This window comes from Corynebacterium sp. LaCa_282 (assembly GCF_057198125.1).
Genome location: NZ_CP191095.1, coordinates 2,096,984 through 2,120,652 on the forward strand (window position 1 = coordinate 2,096,984; position 23,669 = coordinate 2,120,652).

Sequence of the window (23,669 nt, forward strand, 5' to 3'; positions counted from 1 at the left end):
GAGGAATTGATGGCTTTTAATGAATTAATCTTTATTGCCCGCCCGCGGCGGCCCCGGTGTTAAACACCGGAACCGTGCATTCCGCAGTGGACCGAGAATCTATTTAGGCGATGTCAGCGGAAGAACCCTCATCGCGGGACAAGTTAATGCCAAGCGATGGGCTATCCATGTCATCGTCATCAGAGCCAGACAGCTCCATCGGGGTGCCGTCAGTGGAAAGAACCTCCACGTTCAAGCACAGGGACTGCAGCTCCTTGAGCAACACCTTGAAGGACTCAGGGATGCCCGGATCTGGAATATTGTCGCCCTTCACGATGGCCTCGTAGACCTTCACGCGGCCTACCACGTCATCGGACTTGATGGTCAGCAGCTCCTGCAGGGTGTAGGCAGCGCCGTAAGCCTGCATTGCCCACACCTCCATCTCGCCGAAGCGCTGGCCACCGAACTGAGCCTTACCGCCCAGTGGCTGCTGGGTAATCATGGAGTAAGGACCAGTGGAACGGGCGTGAATCTTCTCATCGACCAAGTGGTGCAGCTTGAGCATGTACATGTAGCCCACGGAGATGGGGTACTTGTACGGCTCGCCGGACCGGCCATCGAAAAGCGTGGCCTTACCGTGCTCGTTGACCAGTACGTCGCCGTCGCGGTTCGGGCGGGACGATGCCAACAGGCGCTCGATCTCGTGGTTGGTAGCACCGTCGAAGACCGGGGTGGCGGTCAGGGAGTCCGCTGGGACATCGTAAAGCTCTTCCGGCAAGGTCTTGAGAAGCTCGGCGTTAGCCGGATCCTCGGTGTCGACCTTCCAACCAGCGTGAGCCAACCAGCCCAAGTGCAGCTCAAGAACCTGGCCGATGTTCATACGACGCGGCACACCGTGCGTATTCAGCAGGATGTCCACCGGGGTGCCGTCCTCCATGAACGGCATATCCTCTGGCGGCAAGATCTTGCCCACAACGCCCTTGTTGCCGTGGCGGCCGGCCATCTTATCGCCGTCCTGGATCTTGCGCTTTTGCGCCACGTACACGCGGATCATCTCGTTGACGCCCGGTGCCAGGTCATCGTCATCATCGCGGGAGAAGCGAGCAACGCCAATAACCTTGCCCACCTCACCGTGCGGAACCTTCATGGAGGTATCGCGAACCTCGCGGGCCTTTTCACCGAAGATGGCGCGCAGCAGGCGCTCTTCCGGAGTCAGCTCGGTCTCACCCTTCGGGGTGACCTTACCAACCAGGATATCGCCGGCACGGACGTCAGCACCGATGCGGATGATGCCGCGCTCATCGAGGTCGCTCAAAACGTCCTCGGAAACGTTCGGAATCTCGCGGGTGATTTCCTCAGCGCCCAGCTTGGTGTCACGAGCATCGATCTCGTGCTCCTCGATGTGGACGGAGGTCAAGATGTCCTCTTCCACGATGCGCTGGTTGAGGATGATGGCGTCCTCGTAGTTGTGGCCTTCCCACGGCATGAACGCAACCAGCAGGTTGCGGCCGAGCGACATCTCACCGTTGTGAGTACCTGGGCCATCGGCCAAAACCTGGCCAGCCTCTACGCGCTGACCCATGGAAACCAGCGGGGTCTGGTTGTAGTTGGTGCCCTGGTTGGTGCGCTCGAACTTGCGCAGGATGTAGGTATCGCGCTGGCCCTCATCGTCCATGATGGTGATGACATCAGCAGTGACGTTTTCAACAACACCGGCCTTTGGCGTGATAACCACGTCGCCGGCGTCGTAGGCAGCGCGCTGCTCCATACCAGTACCCACCAGTGGGGCCTCGGAGCGAACCAGCGGAACCGCCTGCTTCTGCATGTTCGCACCCATCAAAGCACGGTTAGCGTCGTCGTGCTCCAAGAACGGAATCATGGCGGTACCAACGGAGACCATCTGGCGCGGAGAGACGTCAACGTAGTCCACACCGGAGGCATCGGTCACTCCGATGTCACCCTCCTTCAAGCGGACCTCGATGCGCTCGCCAATCAAACGGCCTTCCTCGTCCTGCTCAACCTCGGCTTGAGCAATGGCGAAGCGGTCTTCCTCATCAGCGGTGAGGTACTCCACCTGGTCCGTTACCTTGCCGTCAACGACCTTGCGGTACGGGGTCTCGATGAAGCCGAATGGGTTCACGCGGGCGTAGGACGCCAGCGCACCAATCAGACCAATGTTCGGCCCCTCGGGGGTCTCAATCGGGCACATGCGGCCGTAGTGCGAAGCGTGGACGTCTCGCACCTCAATGCCGGCGCGCTCACGGGACAGACCGCCTGGGCCCAGTGCGGACAGACGGCGCTTGTGAGTCAGGCCGGACAGGGAGTTGTTGTGGTCCATGAACTGCGACAGCTGCGAGGTACCAAAGAACTCGCGGATAGCAGCAGAGACCGGACGCACGTTAATCAGGGACGTCGGCGTGATCGACTCAGCGTCCTGGGTGGTCATGCGCTCGCGCACGACGCGCTCCATGCGGGACAGGCCCACGCGGACCTGGTTCTGGATGAGCTCGCCCACGGTGCGCAGACGACGGTTACCAAAGTGGTCGATATCGTCGGTGTTCAGCGAGATCATCTCGCCGTTTGGCGCCTTCATCTCACGCTCGCCCACGTGCAGGCGTACCAGGTACTCCAGGGTGACGGCGATGTCTTCTTCGGTCAGAGTCATCAGACCGTCGTGGTCGCCGCCAAGGCCCAGCTTGCGGTTGGCCTTGTAACGGCCAACCTTGGCAAGGTCATAGCGCTTAGCGCGGAAGAAGGAGTTATCCAACAAGGACTGCGCCAGCTCACGGGTAGGCTGCTCGCCCGGGCGCTGCTTGCGGTAGATCTCCAGCAACGCTTCATCGGTATTGGATACACCGTCAGATTCCAGGGTGGACATCATGAGCTCAGAGAAGCTGAAGCGCTCCCTGATCTGCTCCTCGCTCCAACCCAGCGCCTTCAACAGGACGGTTACCGGCTGGCGGCGCTTGCGGTCAATGCGCACGCCGACGGTATCGCGCTTGTCCACGTCGAACTCCAGCCAAGCACCGCGGGAAGGAATGATCTTCACGGAGTGCAGCGGACGTTCGGTGGACTTATCGATGGAACGATCGAAGTACACGCCCGGGGAACGCACCAGCTGGGAGACGATGACGCGTTCGGTACCGTTCACGATGAAGGTACCCATATCCGTCATGATCGGGAAGTCACCGATGAAGACGGTCTGCGACTTAATCTCTTGGGTGTCGTTATTAATAAACTCTGCGGTCACGTACAGCGGCGCGGAGTAGTTGATGTCCTTTTCTTTACACTCGTCGACGGTGTTTTTCACCGGCTCGAAGCGAGGCTCCGACAAGGACAGGGACATATTGCCTGAGTAGTCCTGAATCGGCGAGAGCTCTTCGAGGATATCCTCAAGGCCACTCGTCACGCGTGCGTTATCGCCGCGCTCAGCCTGCTCACGCTCGCGCCATTCCGGCGAGCCGACGAGCCAAGCAAAGGAATCGAGTTGTACGTCAAGGAGGCCCGGCAGGGCGATAGGCTCGCTAATTTTTGCAAACGAGTATCGCTTCGGGGCTCCGGGGATATTGGCCACTGACTTGGTCTGGCGGGAGACTGCCAAGATGGGTCCTTCCAGCACCTCACGCGGATTGCTACTCGCCCTGGCCGACGAGCAGCAAAACCGCTGGTAATTTTAGCATTCGGTCTGCTGTGGAGTGTCTGGGTTCAGAATGCACAAAATCACCTTGTCAAGTCGGTTTTGCCATCACCAACCCGAAAGGCTAAATGTGCACCGAAGATCCAGATTCCAGCGCAACGAATTAGTGTATAGGAAAAACTCAGGTATGTAAAGACACACCACTTTTAAGGCTTTTTCTTCCCGCGCTAGGGGGCAAGCTCTCGCTCGCCGCTGCGCCAACGCGGCAACAATGTTGCGCCAGATCTAGTGGGGCAACCACAAGCACCGTACCACTAAAAACTCATTCCACCGCAACCCGAACCGCGCTTAATACTCTTATCTAGCACTTTCGCTAGTCATTTCGCTGGCGCTTTTCTTTCCGCGTCGGCGCACATGCTTGTTTTTACGGTCGTAAATTCCCAGCGCCCCAATGACTCCAATAAAGGTGAACACGATACCGATACCCAGTGCCGCCCACCGCGCAATCTCCGCCACGCGGTTGCGTGGGAACGATTTCGCTTCATCGAGTAGCGCCGCGCGGGACTCCTCTGAGGTGGAACCATTAAAGACGAATGCCCGCTCGCGGCCTACGCCCTCTCGGTCCGCGTAGTAGTCATCGATATCCATGTCCATGCCCACCACCAGGCCGGTAGCTTGGTCGACGTAGAAATCCGTACTGCCCGAGTGCATCAAATAACCAGGTTCGTGTCCCCCATCTTCCTTGGGGAAAGAGGTGGTATTGCCATCGGCGGCATAAAGCTGCGCTACGTTTGTTGGCTCGATTTCCTGGTGATACCGATACACCGTACGGCCATCTATTTCAGTTTCTTCTTCAAAGACCGCGTCCACTGCCTTGCGCAAGGTGGGGTCAAAGACTGGGTAATTCGTCTTTTCCGCATCCGCCGGGAATTTTAGCCAGTACCCATCGACAGCAACCTTCTCCTCAGGGCTGGCCAAGGTATGGCTCAGGCTGGCCTCTGCCTTTGCCTCACCGCTCAGGCGGTCAATGGAATAGGTCCACACCTGCGCTTGGCTTAAATCATCGAGTCCTTGGCCATCGCCGCGCAGGCGCGTCTCCCCTATGCGCAGCGTCGCAGTATCTTCATCCGAAGGCTCTTGGATGCCCGCATTGATCTGGTAGGTCATCGGCCCGGAATAAGGCGACGTTCCATCCTTATTGACCACTTGGGAATCCGCGGACTCATCCTTAAGAGTCCACGTGGTGTTTTTGAGTTCCAACGGCAGCCGCGGCGAGAAATCCAAAAACGCCGGCGCCGCTACTCCGGCGGCCACCAGCGCAACGCCGAGGCCGAGCAGGAGGACGGAGAAGATGCGGGACTTGGGCAGCATGGTGGCTCATCCTACCGACTCGTTTGTTCAAAACACACTTCCTGAAACGAGATATAGAACTTTTGTAGGATACCCGGATTCAAAGTGCTCATGTAGATTCTAATTACCTCAAGTAATGCACATCACACTACCGGGAGATTTTACCTTGCATCACGCAGAAGTAGCACCGCGTCTCAGCACTCAGATAGCGCGGGAGATTCTAAACCAGACAGAACACCCCACACCACGACCCAATCACAAGCTGGACGCCTTTGTTAATGATTACAAAATCAAGGCAGCAAATCACGACGTAAAAAAGGACTTTTAGCTACCCCCTGTGGATGCAAGCCCCTCAAGCATGCACCCACAGGACCCCACCATATATCTATGACGATCCTTATAGACAAAAATATCACCATAAGACTTCAAGGCCCAAGCAACGATTTTCAGCGAGAATTCCGCCACAATCACCCCGAATCGCTTCCATCAAAAAGTGTAGTCTTCATAACCCGCCAAGATGACCCAGAATGTGACCTCCTGTCGCTGATTCTCGCCAGCCAAAACATTGGAGTCGTACGAATTGACAGCGACGGCGAACTCAGTAAAGAGCTATTACCAATAGATAACTTCGGAAGACTGGTTACGGAACATGGCAACACCACGGTGGCAGTAGCTTGGATCCGCCATTTTTCACGCGAATCTATAAAAAATATATCCTGCGTTAAAGAGGAAATAATTTATATCAAAGATCAGGCAATATCCTACATACAAACGCTTGAAGAGATTGCTTTATTTAGCGTAAACCAATTTTGTAACGCTCGGTCACGGCTTGCACAAATTCAGCTCGCCAATTCTATTGGACTTACTACCCCTCAAACGTCAATTGGATATGAAGCGGCGTTTCCCTTTTCAATTGCCAAACCGATTGGCCCCCACTGGGTAGAACCGACTCCGGGAACACTTCTTGGAGCTATGCCTAAACGTTTGAAGCTAGATCAATCAACTCGTGATGAGCCGGTACCTCTCCTATTCCAGAAGTATATGAACTCAGAGTATGAGCTCCGCTGCTACGTAATCGACCAAGAAGTTATCGTTTTCCGAGTATCGGGATATGACAATGCAGACGACCTGTGGCAAGAGAACAACGGCGTGAGCGTATCTCTATATAAATCTACCCAAAGATTAAAAGATATTCTATAAAAGATATTCTAATTGAATACTCCCAACTATCCGGTTGTAATTTATGTGCCATCGACCTCCTAATACAAGGAGGTGACCCAATATTTCTTGAATGTAACGTTTGCTTCGATTGGCTATTCTACGAAGACCGAGCTGGCACAAATCTCGTCTCCAACGCCATTGCTAGATATTTACAAAGGACTTTAAACGATGCTTAGAATAGCGACAGTGGGCCACTTTCGGTTCAAGGGACCGTATCTCGTTTGGGACAACCCTCTAGAGCAAACTCAGACAATCTTAAACCAGAAGGCAAGGGAGGAACTCTTCCGCTTACTAGATAGTCAAACTATTAGTGGAGTAACGGTCGTGTCTAGCGAAGATTCATTTCCGGAACTCCAGAACTTAGGGGTACTACAGCATTTTTCTAATGAACCCCCCAATACCGAATGCACGGTTCTAGATATGTGGCCCGATACTCCTCCGCTCGCGCGCGACTACGCATTTGCCAGCGGAGTCCGTTCCGACGAGACAATCGCTCAACTAGATGAGCATCACCAGCATTTAAGGGAAAAACTCGCGCTCACCGGCCCACCGCATCATGTATGGGAGAATCCGATTTTCGCCAAGCAAGAATTGAACCTTCCGCACGGCGAGACAATAAGCTACACCAGAAGCTTCAAATCTGTTTTGAATTCTCGAAAATCTGCACGTTTTACGAATACAGAGCTAAAATCAATTAGCCTTAGGTCACTAGCATCAATCCTTTACGATTCCGCAAGCTTTTCAAAGCGCCCAACAACAAACGAACAGAAGTCCGGAAACATCCATTTTCGTTCGGTCCCATCTGCCGGAGGATTGTGCTCAACCGAGCTCATTGTCCGCGTTAGTAGATGCGATTCAATCGACGATGGTTATTATTTATACCACCCGAAAAACCATTCCTTACTGTTTCTCAATCATCTAGAGCCCTATAAGGAATGGAAGACCGCGGTTGGGAAACAATCGCATGTCGTGGATGCCCCAATACATTTTATTACTGTTGGTGATCCTCGAGTCATATCCTGGAAATACGAAAGTCTAAACTCGATTCGAACGCTCTGGCTAGAAATTGGGCACCTTAGCCAAGTTATTCAAATGGTTGCTACAGCCACTGACCACCTCTCTCGGGGCATTTCTCTCTTTCGGGAAGACATCATCGCTGACAACGCGGGACTAGATTGGCGATCTTTCCTCTGGGGCATGCTAATTGCAGTTGGGCCTAGGGACGACTGAGATGGCTTTGTTATAGGAGGAGCATTGAATATAAATGAAGTTGATCGCACCAACCCAAGTGATTTTAGACTATTCCTGTGGTCTGACCTCGTGGCTCAGATAGCCGGGGTAGGAGCCGGGCTTGCTATTCCGGTGGTCACTCTACGCTTGAGCGATAGCCTTACCCTTGCCGGCCTGTATGGAACCATCACCGGAATAGCTGCACTGGCAGGCGGAATCATCGGCGGCTCTCTTGCGGATATGTGGCGCCGCAAGCCACTCATCATTGTGACCAACGCTCTGGCCGGGGTACTCAACCTCGCGTTAGCGAGTCTCATCCTATCCGGAAGTTTCTCCCCCATGGTCTTCGGTGCGCTTCTCGGGAGCATGATGTTCTTTTACCGGATAGGTCAAGCTTGCTCCGACCCTTGCCTGCCCCAGCTCGTTGAGGAAGAACAGCTCGCCGCCAAACAAGGGCTCATCCAAGCACGTCTGCAATTTGCGGGACTCATCGGCCCCACTGTGGGCGGCGCGCTTCTAGAAGTCAATGTGGCACTGCCCTTCGTGTTTGTCGGTCTGGCAAATATCCTCACCATTGTCTTCTTCCTCTTCATCAGGGCTCGCCTAGACCCCACAAAGAAGGCAGGGAACAAGCTCCTACGCACGACGAAGGAAGGCTTAGCCATCGTGGCTCGCGCGCCACTACTTCGCGGGCTCATTGCCATGCAAACACTGTCGAACTGCGCAATTAACGGCTCGCTGTTCATGGCGGTCCTCATACTGGAGGAGGGGAATAACCCTGGATGGGTAACGGGACTAGCCCGCACGTCCATAGGCCTCATCGGGATTGTGGGGGCTTTGTCGACGGGTTGGTTGCAGAAGAAGTTCTCCTTCGCCACCCTTCAGGTAGGCACATGCGCCTGGGTTGCTGCATCAATCGCCTGTGGTGCCCTGCTCAGCCCCAGCCTGTTGATGATCATCCCCTTAGGGCTGTCTGTTCTTACAGCCCCAGCCGCCGGCGCGGTAACCTATGCCGCACTCCACAGGCTTCTGGCAGAAGAAACTTTTGGCCGAGTCACCAATATCCAAATGAGCACCGTCGTTTCACTCTCTAGTGTGTGGTCGACCCCGCTGGCCGCATTGTCTCATCGCTGGACCTTGACCACTGGTTTGTGGGCCAATGCGCTCGCCGGGCTCCTCGCTATCGGGCCCGCCCTTATCTTTGTGCGCCGAGCCGATCGCGTCCTTGCGCAAGCAGACGCGAGGGAGAAAGGGAATTCCCCTAGCCACTCATGAGCGCAAGTCAACTGTTCCTATGAATGAGACTCGGCTTCTTCTTTGTGATTCCACGGAACGATGGCGCTGACATCAGTGGTCTGGCGAGTTTTCCACAGATCGTATTCCTCTTGAGTCCGAGCCAGAACTCCGCGGAATTCCCAAAGTAGGACGACCAGCGCAAGGCCATATCGGCGCTGATACCGAGCGCACCGCGGGTGATTTTGCAGACTTGAGAGCGGGTAGTGCCAATGTCGTTGGCCAGGCGATACTGGGTAATTCCGCAGGGTTTGAGGAATTCTAGGAGAAGAATTTCTCCGGGATGCGGAACGGGAACAACATCAACATGAGTGCGTGCTTCAGTGGTAGTCGATAAAGTCAACGCCAACAGCTCCTTCGGGGGCCTAAACGACAGGATGTGTTGGTGAAGTTATATGTTTAGCCGGTCTGGCGTGCTGGTATTAGGATTATTTCACTTATCCGGAGGCATAACGCAGCCTCGGACCTGAAATACCGCCGGGGGGCATGCTGATGTGCTAGGTGCCGAGGGAGAATGTCAGGAAAGTCGGCCCGGCAACACGCAAGGTCATCGAAGAACTCATCGCGGCGAAAGCCATCTCGGCCGAGGGTGTCAGGAAGTTTGTGTGTGAGGCTCTGATCTAGAAGGAGTTTCACAGATAATGACTACTGTGTCACCGAAGAAAAACCATGACCCGGCGAGGGTCAACGACATCAGTGAGAAGCTGATGGAAAATCCTTAAGCTCGCCAGCTTGATTGGCGTGCTGTCGATGTCCACCGATGACGCCAGCGAGCTGGTCAAAGGCCTGTTGCAGGCTTCGATTAACGCTGGTCTGCAGGCAGAGATGGATGCGCATTTGGGCTATAGCCATTCCGAACGCAAGGCCAAAGCCCAGGTGGAAACCGCACAGAGCAGCAATCACCGCAACGGGTCGTACACCAAAACCGTCAACTCTGGCTACGGCGCGGTGGAAGTGACCGTGCCCAGGGATCGCGCCGGCACGTTTACTCCCCGGATGATGCCCAAGGGCACACGTCGGCTCACAGAGCTCGACGACATGATTATCTCGCTGTACGCCGGCGGGATAACCGTGCGCGATATGTGCCACCATCTCGCAACCACCCTCGGTGTGGATATGAGCCCGGATACGATCAGCACCATTACCGACGCGGTCTTGGAAGAGGTCATGATCTGGCAAAACCGCCAGCTCGACGAGTTCTATCCGGTGATCTTCCTCGACGCGCTACGCGTTAAAATCCGCGATGGCCACCGCGTGGTCAACAAGTCCTGCTACAGGACCTGACCCCCATTTGGTGGACACCTGATATCCAGCCCAGTCGAGCTGGGAAGAAAGGTAATCTACCACCATGTCTAGGTACTCCGAACAGTTCAAACGCGATGCCGTGGCCCTCTATGAGAACAATGAGGACCTCTCGCTGAACTCAGCATCAGCAGAGCTCGGTATCAATCGAGCCTCGCTGCATTCTTGGGTCAAAAAGTACGGCACCGGCAAACGTGCTCGCACAAAGGCCATGCATGATAAAGCCCAAGCGGCGAATGATTCTGCGCGAATCCGTCAGCTGGAAAAAGAAGTCTCTAAGCTGCGCGAAGAACGCGACATCCTGCGTAAGGCCGCGAAATATTTTGCCGAAGAGACACGCTGGTGATCCGCTTCCAGTTTGTCTATGACCACCGAACCGAGTACTCGGTCAAGCGGATGTGCCATGTGTTAAAGCTCAATCGCTCCTCGTTCTACAAATGGGTCAATACCCGCGAAAATCGCAGGTTAAAGATGTGCTCTGATGCTCTTATTGGTGCAAGAATCAAGACCATCTTCGATGATGAGCACGGGCTTTATGGTGCCAAACGCATCGCCGCAAGCCTCAACGACGATACGGACCTCGGCCCGACCAATCATAAGAAGGTCGCACGCATCATGAAATCGATGGGGATCAAAGGCTTTACCAAACGACGTCGATGCATCACCACCAAGCGCAAGCCTGGCCACCGTGTCATGCCAGATTTAGTAGGCCGCAATTTCACCGCTGACAGGCCGAACCACGTCTATGTAGGCGACATCACCTACCTGCCGTGCAAGGGAGGCAAAAACATGTATTTGGCTACAGTCATTGACACCTATTCACGGAAACTTGCAGGTTATGCACTCGCAGACCACATGCGAGTCTCACTAGTCATCGATGCTCTAGCCCACGCACATGGTGTGCGTGGCAGCCTTGACGGTGCTGTATTCCATTCCGATCACGGCAGTGTGTACACCTCACAAGCTTTTAGAAATTACTGCTCGTCGTTGGGTGTGCGCCAGTCCATGGGAGCGGTAGGAACGAGTGCTGATAGAAGCCCTAGCAGAATCGTTTAACGCCACCTTAAAGCGGGAAGTCTTGCGCGATAGGAAAGTTTTTGACAGTCCGATCTCCTGTCGTCAGGAAGTCTTCCGGTGGTGCATGCGCTACAACACGCGCCGGCGGCACTCCTGGTGCAATCTTGTAGCGCCTGATGTCTTTGAAACCGAGACTTCGGCTATACTGACCACAGCAGCATAGCTAGCCCCCGATGTGTCCACTTTCCGGGGGTCGGGCCCACATGGCGGTTGGTGTCGACATGGACGGCATCAAGCACATCCTGGGATTGTGGATCGCGGACAATGAAGGCGCCGCATTTTGGGCATCGGTGTGCGCGGATCTGGCTAACCGCGGTGTCCAAGACGTGTTCATCGTGTGCTGCGACGGGCTCAAAGGCCTGCCGGAAGCCGTGGAGGCAACCTGGCCGAATTCCATGGTGCAGACCTGTATTGTGCACCTGATTCGGGCTGCGAACCGGTGGGTGTCCTACCAGGACCGCAAATCAGTCTCCCGCACACTGCGTGAGGTCTACACAGCCGCTAACGAGGACACTGCACGTGCCAGCCTGGATGCCTTCGAGGCCAGTGAACTTGGCCGGAAATACCCCCAGTCGGTCAAAGTCTGGCGGGGCGCATGGGAGCGGTTCGTGCCGTTTCTGCAGTTCCCACCAGCGGCGCGGCGAGTGCTCTACACCACCAACTCGATCGAATCGCTCAACGCCCAACTGCGTAAAGCTACCCGTAACCGGGGTCAACTCCCGAACGATACTGCCGCACTAAAGACGCTGTGGCTGATGATCTGCGACATCGAAGACAAGCGCGCTGCCCAGCGAGCGAAGAAAACAAAACGCGACATTGAAGGCAACGGCTGTAGTGAAGGAGCGAAAGCCACCGGGTGGAAACAAGCCATCAACCAACTAGCCGTGGCCTACCCCAACCGATTCGCGGAATACTTGTAAACCAAGCCCCCACACACAAAGAATCGGACACTCTCAATGGAATAGCCATCCGGCTATTCCACCGCCGCAAACGTCCAAAAAGTCACTAGACATCACAATTCTAGAGCACATCCTGCCGATGCGAAGCGCCCTAAGTTTCGTATCGAGACCCTGTCTTAACTTCCATTTCCAGAATCTTCTGTCCACTTCAACAGGAGTTCGTTATCTCGAGCTCTTGTGGAGGGCCTACCCATACACAACGATGGGTGGGTCCGTCCATTGAAGTACTCCGTTGGGCTACGTTTTCCGACGGAGACAAAGGCTCCGCTGCAAACCCAATTTTAGTTGTCCGGAAAGGGTACGACAAAGCAAAAGTTCAAGTTTGCCCTGCGGGAGCAATACGATGACTACCGGTTGATTACACCGTATATATTAGCCGCAAATAACTGCGCTAACCCGGCACCAAAAGAGGATGATAGGGAAAATATTGCTACTATCAACGCTCTATTGTCGTCCGATCCTGCGTTATATTGCGTATCCCAAGCAACTACAGTCGCAATCGTCTGCCCTGTGTGAACTAGAACGATAACAATCACCATGACGAGGAAAAATGGAATCAGTGCTATGGAGAGCCAAATAGCTGTTGACAAGATCGAGAAAGCAATTATGCCGATTCCGATCGCTAAGACAATACGAGCCCTATTCGTCAACTTATTAAACACTCCGTCGGTATTGGAAATCATTTTATGGATCGCGCTATTTATTAAGATTCCAATAATTGAGGAGAAACCGAGCAGCCAAGATGCTTTATTTCCCCATAGACTAATAGCATAGGGAGCAATTGAACCACTTACAGCGACGACAGAGAACGATACAAGGAGAGCTAACCATAACTTCCAATCGTTAAACGAAAGTGCTTTCCATATAGTACTTGGCTTTTTCGTTTCCCTTTCTATATCTGGGACAACCGAGAGTCTAAAAGTCGAAGCAGCACAGAGACTGTACGCGACAATGCCACTGCAAGCTATCAACAGCTCCATCCGAAGCTGCGCCATGGCCCCAAGGGAAACTGTTATAGCACCCAGAAAGACGACTGTTAGAGTCATGGTCCGCAGCTTCGCCTTAAACTCAAGTAACTTTTCCCTGCTGAGAAACAAAGGGGGAAGCGTCCCGCGTAGAGGAGAAACAAGCCTCCCAAGGAAGAAAAGGAGGAGGACACACCCAAAGATGCTTCCTGCATTTTTTGGAGCGAAGCCTAAATAGGCGTAACACAGAATTTGCAAAACTTGGACTCCGGCCAACAGCCTCACGGCACCGAACAGGTCTGCCATTCTTGCCATCACTAACGACGTAATCGTTCCCAGTGATATCCCTAGTCCTACAGCGCGCATACTGTCACTTGCACTTAGGAACGATATTTCTGCGGTATAATACCCGATACCAGCAGTGAAAAGTGAGGTTGCGAAAGCATCAGATATCACATTCAGCGATATCCAAAATTCGGGTCTACCTTTAATCTGAACCTTCATTTGAAACCCGCTCTTATAAATCCCGCTAGGACCAGCTGACCGGATCCCTCACTATCCAGTTCCTTTATATTTTATCTAAATACCTGATTACTGAACTTCCATTCCAAGATACCTCGAATGGATTCTCATAAAAGGAAACACGACATCTCAGCATTGCGCTGCTGAATATAAGACTGTATAGCATTTTCGGATCGCCAAGACAAGAGCATTGATAAATAGTCTTCCGATATAAATATATTTAGGTTCACTTATAGATAACTATTAGAAGCTCTTCCGCATTTTATACCAAGTGCGTATATTAGAGTCGCACGTATCGAACCAGTTTCGAATACAAACTACAGGTACATCGGCTAAACTTCAGGTTTCCTACAAATCGCGGGTACATCGTAGAGCTACCTATTGGTTGGGCAGCTAATTCTTTATTGTTAACGGTTGGGCCGAAGTAGGTTTCGAAGTCGAAGGGATAGACCATACCCAGTGTTTCAGCGTCGGCCCCGATGGTTGTAGACCACTTCAATCCGGTAGGCCGCAGCCAGACGATCAAGTCCGGAATCCTGGAATTACACTGGGATTGAATCGTTGTCACCGGCAAAATCAAGCGGTGAGTTCCTTTCGATCCCTTTCCAATGTCCCCTCGGTGTTCTCGTTTATTTTGGGCTCCCCCACTAAACTCAAGGGACCCGCAAAACGGGAGAAGCCCCCATCTCCCACCGCATTTAGCGCGGTAAGAGTGGGGGCTTCGAAAGCGTGAAGCTCAGTTAAATTACTTGAGCTCGACGGAAGCGCCAGCCTCTTCCAGCTTGGTCTTAGCAGCCTCAGCGTCGTCCTTGGAAGCGCCTTCGATGATGGCCTTAGGTGCACCCTCAACCATTTCCTTAGCTTCCTTCAGGCCCAGGCCGGAGACGAGCTCGCGGACAGCCTTAATAACGCCGATCTTCTTAGCGCCAGCGTCGGTCAGAACGACGTCGAACTCGGTCTGCTCCTCAGCAGCGGAAGCGCCGCCCTCAGCCGGAGCGCCCGGTGCAGCAGCAGCAACCGGTGCAGCAGCCTCAACGTCGAAGACGTCCTCGAATTCCTTAACGAACTCAGACAGTTCGATGAGGGTCATTTCCTTGAAAGCTTCAATGAGCTCGTCCTTGGTGAGCTTAGCCATGATGGCAAGTCCTTTCTGTGTTGTGTGCTTGTTCCCCGGTGATGAGGTAGCAAGCACGGTGTTTTATGTGTGCGTCTGTTGTGACGACTTAAGCTTCTGCTTCCTTCTTGTCCTGCAGAGCAACAACGGTGCGAACCGCCTTGGTTGCAGGAGCGTTGAAGACAGCAGCTGCCTTCGCCATAGAACCCTTCATAGCGCCAGCCAGCTTTGCGAGGGTGGTCTCGCGGTTGTCCAGCTTGGCGATGGCCTGAACCTGCTCCGCAGACAATGCGTCGCCGTCCATGTAGCCACCCTTGATGACGAGTGCCTTGTTGTCATCAGCAAACTTGGTGATGATCTTCGCAGCATCTACTGCCTCGCCCTTGATGAACGCAATTGCGGTCGGGCCAGTCAGCAAATCATCAAGACCTTCGATGCCAGCTTCGTTGGCAGCGATCTTGAAGAGGGTGTTCTTGGCGACGGAGTAGTCAACGTCAAAGCCCAGGTTGTTACGCAGCTCCTGCAGCTGGGATACGGTCAGGCCGCGGTACTCAGTCAAAACGACGGAGCTAGAATCGGCCAGCTTCTCCTTCAGCTCTGCCAAGTCTGCAGTGTTCTTTGGGTTTGCCATTGTCTCTCGCCTCCTTCCAAAACATCTCTTTTATTTTCCGCTGGGGCCTTCCAAAAAGAAAAGCCCCGTGCAAGAGCACAGGGCGTGCGACATGAGAAATGCCGCGGAATGCGCAAAGTGTCTCCTGCGTGGGCCGCCTCCAGGGTGGAGAACTTTCAATCCTTAGTGGATGACCAACGGTCTTCGGTGAACTTTGACTCGGCCACAAGGCCGTTCAAACTTCACAAGGGATACTACCGCGCTTTCCTCGTATTCCCAAATTGCCCAGCCACGTAGGCTATCTAGTATGACTTCCCTCATGTGGTTTCGCGATGACCTGCGCTTATCCGATAACCAGGCCCTTACCCGCGCCGCGGAGGCCGCCACCGATAAAAACGGTTCAAAGCCAGAGTTAGTGGCCGTTGTCCTCGATGAGCCCGCCTACCCCAGCACCCGGCCGCTCGGTGGCGCCACTCACTGGTGGCGGGAGCGTTCGCTCCATGCCCTAGCGCAGGAGCTTGCCTCCCGTGGGGTGAAGCTTCTGCGCGCTACCGGCGATGCCCGCACCGTCATTCCCCGCATCGCCCACGAGGTTGGCGCCGATACCGTCACCTGGAACCGCCGCTACCACGGCCCGCTGCGCGAGGTAGACGCCAGGGTCAAAGCAACGCTTGCCGATGCCGGAATTAACGCCATCTCCTGCCCCGGTTTCACCCTCGTGGAGCCATGGGAGGTCACCAACGCCCAGGGCAACCCTTATAAAGTCTTTACTCCCTTCGCGGCCGCCGCGCGGTCCCAGCTTGCTGATGAGGAACCGCTGCCAGTACCGGAATTGCTGGCGGGGCGGGAGATGGGGGCATCGGCAAGCAGCAGTTGGCCCAACCCCAGCGCCGATGAGCCGCAGTGGGCTGCGTCGCTCGCCCAGTATTGGACTCCCGGAGAGGCCGGTGCGCGCGAACGCCTAGCCCAGCTCGACTTAGCTCACTACGCCGAGGAGCGCGATATACCCGCGCGCAACGCCACGTCCCTGCTCTCGCCGCACTTGCGCTTTGGCGAGGTATCCCCGCGCGAGGTCTGGGTGGCCGCCGCCGAGGAGCCCGACGCGGAGAAATTTCAGTCCGAGTTGCTGTGGCGCGACTTTGCCTGGCACCGGCTCTACCACCTGCCCGATCTGGCCACCCGCAACGTGCGGCAAAAATTCAACCGCTTCGACTGGTCCTGGAATGACCCGCGGCTAAAGGATTGGCAGGAGGGTACGACGGGCATCCCGCTTGTCGATGCCGGTATGCGCGAGCTCTGGCACACCGGCTACATGCACAACCGCGTGCGCATGGTGGTGGGTTCGTTTCTTACCAAGAATCTGGGCATCCATTGGCGCCTAGGCGAGGAATGGTTTTGGGACACCCTGGTGGATGCCGATGCCGCCTCCAATCCGTTTAACTGGCAATGGGTGGCCGGCTGCGGCGACGATGCCGCACCCTTCTTCCGCATCTTCAACCCGGAAACCCAGGCTCAGCGCTTCGACCCGGATGGCGCGTATATACGCCAGTGGGCACCCACACTATCGGCCCCGCCCATCGTGGACCTCAGGCAGTCGCGCCAGGCAGCCCTCGAGGCCTACGCCGAGATCAAAGACGCAGACTAACGCCCAATACCTAGGCCCTTCGTTTACACCGTAGGGCCTGATGTTCGATGCAAAAAGACCCCAAGGAAAATCCTCGGGGTCTTCGTTCACGCGCTATGCGCTATCACCGTCTTAGTCGGTGTAGCCCTTCTGCACGGAGCCGTCCACAGGAATACCTGGGCCGGAGGTGGTAGAGATGGTGGCGCGCTTGATGTAGATGCCCTTTGCGGAAGCTGGCTTCAGGCGCTGGATTTCATCCATGAGGGCGCCGTAGTTCTCAGCGAGCTTCTCAGCATCGAAGGAAGCCTTACCAAGGATGGCGTGCAAGTTTGCAGCCTTGTCCACACGGAAGGAGATCTTACCGCCCTTGACCTCGCTAATTGCCTTAGCAACGTCGTTGGTCACAGTGCCGGTCTTCGGGTTAGGCATCAGACCACGTGGGCCCAAGACGCGGGCGACGCGGCCAACCTTGGCCATCTGGTCCGGGGTAGCGATGGCAACGTCGAAGTCCAGGTTGCCCTCATTGATCTGCTCGATCAGCTCGGAGGTGCCGACGATGTCAGCGCCAGCTTCCTGAGCTGCGGTGGCCTTCTCGCCCTCAGCGAAGACGGCGACGCGAACGTCCTTACCGGTGCCGTTAGGCAGGGAGACGGTGCCGCGCACCAGCTGGTCAGCCTTGCGTGGGTCAACGCCCAGGCGGAAGACGACGTCAACGGTGGCGTCGAAGTTCTTGGAGGAGGTCTCCTTGGCCAGCTTTGCGGCCTCGATCGGACGGTACAGGCGGGACTTATCTACTAGTTCCGCAGCGGCCTTATAAGCCTTAGACTTGGTGCTCATTTAACAATTCCTTTTCTGGATTGGCGTGGTATTTGACGGGCCGAAGCTGGCCCTACCACATAAAGTTTTTACTTCTCCGGTGCGCCATCGATGTTAAGGCCCATGGAGCGGGCGGTACCAGCGATGATGTGTGCGCCGGCCTCGATATCGCGGGCGTTGAGGTCCTCGAACTTGGTCTGTGCAATTTCCTTGCACTGATCCCAGGTGACGGTGCCGACCTTATCGGTGTGTGGGACACCGGAGCCCTTCTGGACGCCTGCGGCCTTCAGCAGCAGCTTGGCTGCCGGCGGGGTCTTCAGCTTGAAGTCGAAGGAGCGGTCTTCGTAGACGGTGATCTCAACAGGGACCACGTTGCCACGCTGGTTTTCGGTAGCGGCGTTATAAGCCTTGCAGAATTCCATGATGTTGACGCCGTGGGCACCCAGTGCCGGGCCAACTGGCGGTGCCGGGTTAGCGGCGCCAGCCTCGATCTGCAGCTTGATGAAGCCAGATACCTTCTTCTTAGGAGCCATCGAATTACCTCTTTCCTGTGGTACCGGACCTGCGTCACGATGAATAACGCGGCCCGTCCGGATGCTCACCTCAGTGGGCCACCGGAGGATGAAACGATTTACGCGTGCGCACGCAAAAGGCGCACGGTGTTCCAGTCTAGAACACCGTGCGCCCTGCACAAAATCATTTTTTAAGAAATGCGCTCGATTTCCGTCGGCGACAACTCCACTGGGGTTTCGCGGCCGAAGATGGAGACCAAGCCCTGCATTTTGCCGGTTTCTGGGTCGATTTCGGAAATGGTGGCAGATACGGCAGCCAGCGGGCCGGACAGGATGGTAACGGCCTCGCCCACCTCGAAGTCGTGGGCGTATTTCTTGGCCACTTCCTTCTCTGGCATTTCGACGACCTGCTCGCCCTCTTGCTCGTTCGGGGCGGCCTCGCCCTTGGTGGCGGGAGCTTCATTCGGCATGAGGAACTTAGCCACATCGCGGGTCTTGACCGGCGTCGCGTTGCCTTCATTGCCCACGAAGGAGGTCACGCCGGGGGTTTCGCGGATGACGGACCAGGCGGCATCGTTAAGCTCGGCGCGCACCAGGACGTAGCCCGGCAGCAGCTTGCGCTTAACAATCTTCTTCTTGCCGTCCTTGTTTTCCATGATCTGCTCGATGGGGACGACGACCTCGAAGATGGAGTCTTCCACCTCAAGGGTCTGGGCACGCATGTCGAGGTTCGTGCGCACCTTGTTCTCGTAGCCGGAGTAGCACTGGATGATGTACCACTGGCCCGGCTGCTTCTTCAGCTCGCGGGTGAAGTCGCGCAGGCGCTTGCGGTAAGCGGCGTCCTCGGCCTCTTCCTCGGTTTCGGCGGACTCCGCTGGGGCAGCCTCTGCGGACTCCGCGGCGGACTCGGCTTCTGCCGCGGGGGCATCGGCAAGCGCAGCGTCTGCGTTGTTGGTGCCATCCTCAGCCGGCGCTGCGGCCTCCTCTTGGGCGTCCTCGACTGCGCTGGCGTGCTCTGCAGCCTGCTCCTGCACGTTGGACTGCATGGCCTCCTCTAGGGAGGTTCCTGGGTTTTCGACGTTATTCTCGTCGCTCATGAGTGGTACTCCAAAATGTCATCGGCGCGTGTTGTAGAACCAGCCTACCCGCGGCGCGTGTGGGCAAAAAGTATCCCGCCGTTCCGGAGTGCGGAAACAGCGGGATAAAAGATTATGGGGTCATTCTAGCTAATTAGTCAGAATCTTCTCAACTCCGAGGCCAGCCAGGGTATCAACGCCCCAAACCAGCGCGGTCATGACAATCAAGAAGGCGAACGTAATGAGGGTGTACTGCAGCATCTCCCCACGAGTGGGCCAGACCACCTTCTTCATTTCAGAGACAACCTCGCCGGGGAATGCGGCGATGCCGCCACCCGGGCTGTCGGTGCGGTTTTTATCCTCAACGCGGACGACGTTCTTCTTCGCCGAGTCCGTGGAGGTCGTGGAAGCCGCACCAGAAAGCTGACGCTTACCGGTGGGACGCGGGGCCGCCGAGTCCTTCGGCTGCTGCTCATCGCTCACAGCTAACCCTCCTTGGGAAAATGAATTCTTTTTCTAGGCATGAATCTCCGCCCAGACATAACTTTGTCAACCCTAGCAAAAGCTGCACGGGCAGGAAAGCACGCCAGGCGGGTACGCCACATCTGTGACAAAAATATCCCCGCCACCTGGAAAGCTGGTGACGGGGATTCTTGCAGGGGCGACAGGACTCGAACCTGCAACCTACGGTTTTGGAGACCGTTGCGCTACCAATTGCGCCACGCCCCTATTTTGTTATCCGTGACGCTAGAACGTCACGCGCCGATGACCTTACCAGATCCCTAATTCCGCACGGAAACCAGTGCTCCATTAAGGCCATAGGCACGGTAGTAAAAAAGCGCCGTAGTGGCGCTTTTCTTTCCCGGTAGCGATGGCGAGAATTGAACTCGCGACACAGCGATTATGAGTCGCTTGCTCTACCACTGAGCTACACCGCCATGGTGAACACCTTCATCCTGCAGGAAGATATTTCCTCCAGACATGAATGGAGCCCCCTGACAGAATCGAACTGTCGACCTTTTCCTTACCATGGAAACGCTCTGCCGACTGAGCTAAGGGGGCATATCCCAGCATCAAGCACGTCAATATTTCGTTGTGCTCTCCGTTGCGGACTTCAATAATGTAACCTGCCACCTCCACTTTGCACAAATCGCCACGTCAGCGCCCATAAGTGAGGAAATTTCTGCGGCTTAGACGATGGTGGTACTGCCCGCCCGGTGTGCTTGAATGAAAGGCATGCTGGATCATAAAGACTGTCTTTCTCTCGACGCCGCGAAGCTCTACTACAACTCCGGTTTTTCGCAGGCGGAGGTGGCGGCGCACCTGGGAATTTCCCGGCCGACGGTCTCCAAATTGCTCACCCACGCCGCCGAGCGCGGCTTTGTCACCGTGAGTATTACCGATCCCCGCGAGCAGTCCGATGAGCTGGTTTCTGCGCTCTGCGAGCGCTTTTCGCTTGCCGATGCCCGCGTCACCGCCACCCCTCCCGGCGGATCCCTGCTCGCTGATCTAGGCAGCGCTGGCGCCGCCCTACTGGAAGAGCTCATTACCGATCACACCTCGGTAGGCCTTTCCTGGGGCGAGACCATGTCCGCGGTGGCCTCCCATTTACGCAAGCGTCCGCTAGAGAGCGTGGACATCGTCCAGCTCAAAGGTGGACACTCCCACTCGGAGCGCTCCACCAAGGATCTGCAGACTATGCAGGCATTTACCCAGGCCTTTAATGCCGAGGCACACCTACTCCCACTCCCGGTCATCTTTGATTCCGTCGAGGCCAAGGAGTGGGTCGTCCGCGACCGGCACATTTCCACAATCCTCGATATGGGGGCGTCCGTGGACGTGGCGGTATTTACCGCGGGGGCCATCGAAAAGGAGTCCCTGGCGCTGAACCTGGGCTATCTCACCGAGGAAGAAAGTGAGGAACTTCTCACCAATGCCGTAGGCGATGTCTGTTCCCGCTTTTATACCGCCGAGGGCGCCATCGCCTCCCCCGCCGTGGATGCGCGCACCGTCGGCATCGGCTTGGACGATTTAACCCAACGCCCCACTCGCGTACTCGTGGCCGGCGGACACACCAAAACCCGCGCCATCAACGTAGCCCTTGAGATGGGCTTGGCCACCCACCTTGTAACCGATCAATCCACAGCTCACAGGCTATTGGAGCATAATTAACATAAAACGCGTCACACTGAGGGAACATTTGTTAACCATCCCATTGACATTGGTTCCGGGCGGACTAGACTAACCCATGTACACACCCGAAGTTCACATGGAGGAGCACGTCAATGTCCGCCACCGACATTTCCACCCCGCACATCAACCCGCACGGCGCACCAATCGCAGAGACCATCCTGCTGCCCGGTGACCCACTGCGCGCGAAGTTCATTGCTGATAACTTCCTCGAAGACACCGTCCAATTCAACGAAATCCGCAATATGCTGGGCTTTACCGGCACCTATAACGGAAAGCCAGTATCCGTCATGGGCACCGGCATGGGCATCCCGTCCATCGGCATTTACTCCTGGGAGCTCATCCACAAGTTCGGTGCGAAAAAGCTCATCCGCGTCGGCTCCATCGGCGCGATGCAAGAGGACATCGAATTGCACGATGTCATCGTTGCTTCCTCTGCCTCCACCGATTCCAACTTCCTGTCCCAGTATGACCTGCCAGGTACCTACGCCCCCACCGCATCGTGGAAGCTGCTTAAAGCGTTGGTCGATGAATCCGAGAAGCAGGACCAGCACATCCACGTGGGCAATATCCTGAGCTCGGACATCTTCTACAACATGGACCAGACCGTCAATGACCGCTGGGCACACATGGGCGTGCTCGGAGTGGAAATGGAATCCGCGGCCCTTTATGCCACCGCCGCCGAGGCCGGCGTCGACGCCTTGGGCCTGTTTACCGTCTCCGACAACATCGTCACCGGCAAGCAGCTTTCCGCTGAAGACCGCCAGACCGCCTTCCGCACCATGGTGGAGCTTGCTCTGCCGCTCAACGCGCTGGATTAATAAGGACCCACCGCCATGCTGAACAAAGTTAAGGCCACCCCGGGTGAGCGCACCCAGGTAAATCCCAAGGCCGCCGTCCCCATCCTGCTGTTCGTCTTCGTCTTCTCCCTCATCATTGACAATGGTTTCAAGACGATGACCATGCCGATCGCGGAAGCGCTCGAAATTTCCGATAAGACCGCGTCACTGCAGGCCTCCCTGGCCGGCGTGATCATTGGTATCGGCGCCGTCGTCTACGCCGCCTTGGCGGACTCCATCTCTATCCGGAAATTGATGCTTACCGGCATCGTTTTTGTGGCCGTGGGTTCCATCCTGGCCTTCGTCTTCTCCGGTTCGTGGGCCATGGTATTAACCGGCCGCCTGATTCAAACCACCGGTTTGGCCGCCGCTGAAACACTCTATGTCATCTACGTGACCAAGCACTTGAGCGAGGATGATCAAAAGACCTACCTCGGCTTTTCCACCGCCGCCTTCCAGGCCGGCCTGCTCATTGGCGCGCTAACCTCCGGATTCATCTCCACCCACGTGTCCTGGACGGCGATGTTCCTCATCCCGCTCATCCTCCTGCTGACCATTCCGCCCATCATTAAGAATGTGCCGGAAGATGAGGCTGTGGAAAGCCACCTGGACGCGCTCGGCCTGTTCTACGTAGCCCTCTTTGCCAGCGCGCTTATCTTGTTCATGCAGGATTACACCTGGTACTGGCTCATCTTTGCCATCGTGGGCGTTGCCGCATTCATCGTGCACATCAAGAACGCAAAGAACCCCGTGGTCACCCCGGAGTTCTTCACCAATGGCCGCTACGTGTGGACCATCATCATGGTGCTCTTTGTCTATTCCACGCAGCTGGGCTTTATCTTCCTGCTGCCGTTTGCAGCCCATGACATGCACGGCATGAGCTTGGATCAGGCCTCGCTGTTGATGGTTCCGGGCTATATCTGCGCCATCCTCGTCGGCATCTTCTCCGGCAAGATTGGCAAGGTCATGTCCTCTCGCGCCACCATTTACACCGCCTTTGGCATGGTTGCCGGCGCACTCTTGTTCGCTGCGTTCTTCGCACAGGTTCACGTTTCCGTGCTCATCATCGCCATCGTGGCCTTTGCCAGCGGCTTTGCCCTGATGTACGCCCCACTGGTCAACACCGCCCTGCGCAATATCAGCGCAGCCAAGTCTGGCATCGCCATTGGTTTCTACAACCTCACCATCAATATCGCAGTCCCCCTGGGCATTGCTTATACCGCCAAGCTGCAGGAATCCACCAGCTACACCACCACGCTGTTGGTCCTCACCTTCATCGCCGCCATCGGCTCTGGCCTCTATGTGGTCTCTGACCTCAAGATGGCCCGTAAAGAATCCGCTGCTATTTCCTAA

General features: G+C 55.7%; 17 protein-coding genes, 3 tRNA genes and 3 pseudogenes. 10 read left to right on the plus strand and 13 right to left on the minus strand.

What is annotated here, in order from left to right; translation table 11 throughout:
* Positions 1-103: 103 nt before the first annotated feature.
* On the minus strand, positions 104-3,598 hold the full coding sequence (gene rpoB, locus ACP8KU_RS09840; RefSeq protein ID WP_023016723.1) for a DNA-directed RNA polymerase subunit beta: 3,495 nt from the start codon (positions 3,596-3,598) through the stop codon (positions 104-106).
* Positions 3,599-3,973: 375 nt separating this feature from the next.
* Entirely contained in the window at positions 3,974-4,987 is a 1,014-nt protein-coding gene (pgfA, locus tag ACP8KU_RS09845) for a cell envelope lipid trafficking protein PgfA (RefSeq protein ID WP_284610062.1), read from the minus strand.
* Between the two features lie 366 nt (positions 4,988-5,353).
* Between pgfA and ACP8KU_RS09850 the strand changes: the two genes are divergently transcribed.
* From ACP8KU_RS09850 to ACP8KU_RS09860, 3 genes are all read left to right on the plus strand, one after another.
* Entirely contained in the window at positions 5,354-6,166 is an 813-nt protein-coding gene (locus tag ACP8KU_RS09850; RefSeq protein ID WP_484483656.1) for an ATP-grasp domain-containing protein, read from the plus strand.
* Between the two features lie 345 nt (positions 6,167-6,511).
* On the plus strand, positions 6,512-7,417 hold the full coding sequence (locus ACP8KU_RS09855; RefSeq protein ID WP_278723935.1) for a SagB/ThcOx family dehydrogenase: 906 nt from the start codon (positions 6,512-6,514) through the stop codon (positions 7,415-7,417).
* A gap of 90 nt (positions 7,418-7,507) precedes the next feature.
* Entirely contained in the window at positions 7,508-8,692 is a 1,185-nt protein-coding gene (locus ACP8KU_RS09860; RefSeq protein ID WP_198010372.1) for an MFS transporter, read from the plus strand.
* 7 nt (positions 8,693-8,699) lie between these two features.
* Here the strand turns inward: ACP8KU_RS09860 and ACP8KU_RS09865 are convergent, their stop codons facing one another.
* A complete protein-coding gene (locus tag ACP8KU_RS09865; protein WP_348650166.1) occupies positions 8,700-9,059 on the minus strand; it encodes a HigA family addiction module antitoxin in 360 nt (119 codons plus the stop codon).
* A gap of 292 nt (positions 9,060-9,351) precedes the next feature.
* On the opposite strand from ACP8KU_RS09865, the pseudogene ACP8KU_RS09870 reads away from it, so the two are divergent.
* The 3 pseudogenes from ACP8KU_RS09870 to ACP8KU_RS09880 all read left to right on the plus strand — a co-directional run.
* Positions 9,352-9,985, plus strand: a pseudogene (locus ACP8KU_RS09870) (transposase); the annotation flags it as partial.
* 73 nt (positions 9,986-10,058) lie between these two features.
* Positions 10,059-11,252 (plus strand): annotated as a pseudogene (locus ACP8KU_RS09875) (IS3 family transposase).
* 34 nt (positions 11,253-11,286) lie between these two features.
* A pseudogene (locus ACP8KU_RS09880) lies at positions 11,287-12,009 on the plus strand (IS256 family transposase); the annotation flags it as partial.
* 386 nt (positions 12,010-12,395) lie between these two features.
* Here ACP8KU_RS09880 and ACP8KU_RS09885 read toward each other — a convergent pair.
* From ACP8KU_RS09885 to rplJ, 3 genes are all read right to left on the minus strand, one after another.
* Positions 12,396-13,517, minus strand: a complete 1,122-nt coding sequence (locus tag ACP8KU_RS09885) for a hypothetical protein (RefSeq protein WP_278723905.1) — start codon at positions 13,515-13,517, stop codon at positions 12,396-12,398.
* 763 nt (positions 13,518-14,280) lie between these two features.
* Positions 14,281-14,670 carry a 50S ribosomal protein L7/L12 gene (rplL, locus tag ACP8KU_RS09890; RefSeq protein ID WP_005276856.1) on the minus strand — a complete coding sequence of 130 codons (390 nt, stop codon included), beginning with the start codon at positions 14,668-14,670 and terminating at the stop codon, positions 14,281-14,283.
* 88 nt (positions 14,671-14,758) lie between these two features.
* Positions 14,759-15,280, minus strand: a complete 522-nt coding sequence (rplJ, locus tag ACP8KU_RS09895) for a 50S ribosomal protein L10 (RefSeq protein WP_005276854.1) — start codon at positions 15,278-15,280, stop codon at positions 14,759-14,761.
* A 286-nt stretch (positions 15,281-15,566) separates the two neighbouring features.
* On the opposite strand from rplJ, the gene ACP8KU_RS09900 reads away from it, so the two are divergent.
* Positions 15,567-16,904, plus strand: coding sequence for a cryptochrome/photolyase family protein (locus ACP8KU_RS09900; protein WP_484483657.1), 1,338 nt, complete (start codon positions 15,567-15,569; stop codon positions 16,902-16,904).
* A gap of 111 nt (positions 16,905-17,015) precedes the next feature.
* On the opposite strand, the gene rplA is transcribed toward ACP8KU_RS09900, so the two are convergent.
* The 7 genes from rplA to ACP8KU_RS09935 all read right to left on the minus strand — a co-directional run bounded on the left by rplA (position 17,016) and on the right by ACP8KU_RS09935 (position 20,349).
* On the minus strand, positions 17,016-17,720 hold the full coding sequence (gene rplA, locus ACP8KU_RS09905) for a 50S ribosomal protein L1 (protein WP_023025157.1): 705 nt from the start codon (positions 17,718-17,720) through the stop codon (positions 17,016-17,018).
* A gap of 68 nt (positions 17,721-17,788) precedes the next feature.
* Positions 17,789-18,232, minus strand: a complete 444-nt coding sequence (gene rplK, locus ACP8KU_RS09910; RefSeq protein ID WP_023016714.1) for a 50S ribosomal protein L11 — start codon at positions 18,230-18,232, stop codon at positions 17,789-17,791.
* A gap of 170 nt (positions 18,233-18,402) precedes the next feature.
* Positions 18,403-19,308, minus strand: coding sequence for a transcription termination/antitermination protein NusG (gene nusG / locus ACP8KU_RS09915; protein ID WP_005276843.1), 906 nt, complete (start codon positions 19,306-19,308; stop codon positions 18,403-18,405).
* Positions 19,309-19,437: 129 nt separating this feature from the next.
* Entirely contained in the window at positions 19,438-19,770 is a 333-nt protein-coding gene (secE, locus tag ACP8KU_RS09920) for a preprotein translocase subunit SecE (RefSeq protein WP_484483658.1), read from the minus strand.
* A gap of 173 nt (positions 19,771-19,943) precedes the next feature.
* Positions 19,944-20,016: transfer RNA gene (locus tag ACP8KU_RS09925), tRNA-Trp, on the minus strand.
* A gap of 137 nt (positions 20,017-20,153) precedes the next feature.
* Positions 20,154-20,225, minus strand: a tRNA-Met gene (locus tag ACP8KU_RS09930).
* 48 nt (positions 20,226-20,273) lie between these two features.
* A tRNA-Thr gene (locus ACP8KU_RS09935) sits at positions 20,274-20,349 on the minus strand.
* Positions 20,350-20,523: 174 nt separating this feature from the next.
* Here ACP8KU_RS09935 and ACP8KU_RS09940 point away from each other — a divergent pair.
* From ACP8KU_RS09940 to ACP8KU_RS09950, 3 genes are all read left to right on the plus strand, one after another.
* Entirely contained in the window at positions 20,524-21,459 is a 936-nt protein-coding gene (locus tag ACP8KU_RS09940; RefSeq protein WP_484483659.1) for a sugar-binding transcriptional regulator, read from the plus strand.
* Positions 21,460-21,572: 113 nt separating this feature from the next.
* Positions 21,573-22,298, plus strand: a complete 726-nt coding sequence (gene deoD, locus ACP8KU_RS09945) for a purine-nucleoside phosphorylase (protein ID WP_023028260.1) — start codon at positions 21,573-21,575, stop codon at positions 22,296-22,298.
* A 15-nt stretch (positions 22,299-22,313) separates the two neighbouring features.
* A complete protein-coding gene (locus ACP8KU_RS09950; RefSeq protein WP_474898371.1) occupies positions 22,314-23,669 on the plus strand; it encodes an MFS transporter in 1,356 nt (451 codons plus the stop codon).

Bases quoted from the DNA above. Each gene is read 5' to 3' on its own strand.
- nusG (WP_005276843.1), bottom strand. From the start codon at position 19,308: ATGAGCGACGAGAATAACGTCGAAAACCCAGGAACCTCCCTAGAGGAG.
- ACP8KU_RS09850 (WP_484483656.1), top strand. From the start codon at position 5,354: ATGACGATCCTTATAGACAAAAATATCACCATAAGACTTCAAGGCCCA.
- rplK (WP_023016714.1), bottom strand. From the start codon at position 18,232: ATGGCTCCTAAGAAGAAGGTATCTGGCTTCATCAAGCTGCAGATCGAG.
- rplJ (WP_005276854.1), bottom strand. From the start codon at position 15,280: ATGGCAAACCCAAAGAACACTGCAGACTTGGCAGAGCTGAAGGAGAAG.
- ACP8KU_RS09950 (WP_474898371.1), top strand. From the start codon at position 22,314: ATGCTGAACAAAGTTAAGGCCACCCCGGGTGAGCGCACCCAGGTAAAT.
- pgfA (WP_284610062.1), bottom strand. From the start codon at position 4,987: ATGCTGCCCAAGTCCCGCATCTTCTCCGTCCTCCTGCTCGGCCTCGGC.
- ACP8KU_RS09900 (WP_484483657.1), top strand. From the start codon at position 15,567: ATGACTTCCCTCATGTGGTTTCGCGATGACCTGCGCTTATCCGATAAC.
- ACP8KU_RS09940 (WP_484483659.1), top strand. From the start codon at position 20,524: ATGCTGGATCATAAAGACTGTCTTTCTCTCGACGCCGCGAAGCTCTAC.
- rplA (WP_023025157.1), bottom strand. From the start codon at position 17,720: ATGAGCACCAAGTCTAAGGCTTATAAGGCCGCTGCGGAACTAGTAGAT.
- rplL (WP_005276856.1), bottom strand. From the start codon at position 14,670: ATGGCTAAGCTCACCAAGGACGAGCTCATTGAAGCTTTCAAGGAAATG.
- deoD (WP_023028260.1), top strand. From the start codon at position 21,573: ATGTCCGCCACCGACATTTCCACCCCGCACATCAACCCGCACGGCGCA.
- ACP8KU_RS09885 (WP_278723905.1), bottom strand. From the start codon at position 13,517: ATGAAGGTTCAGATTAAAGGTAGACCCGAATTTTGGATATCGCTGAAT.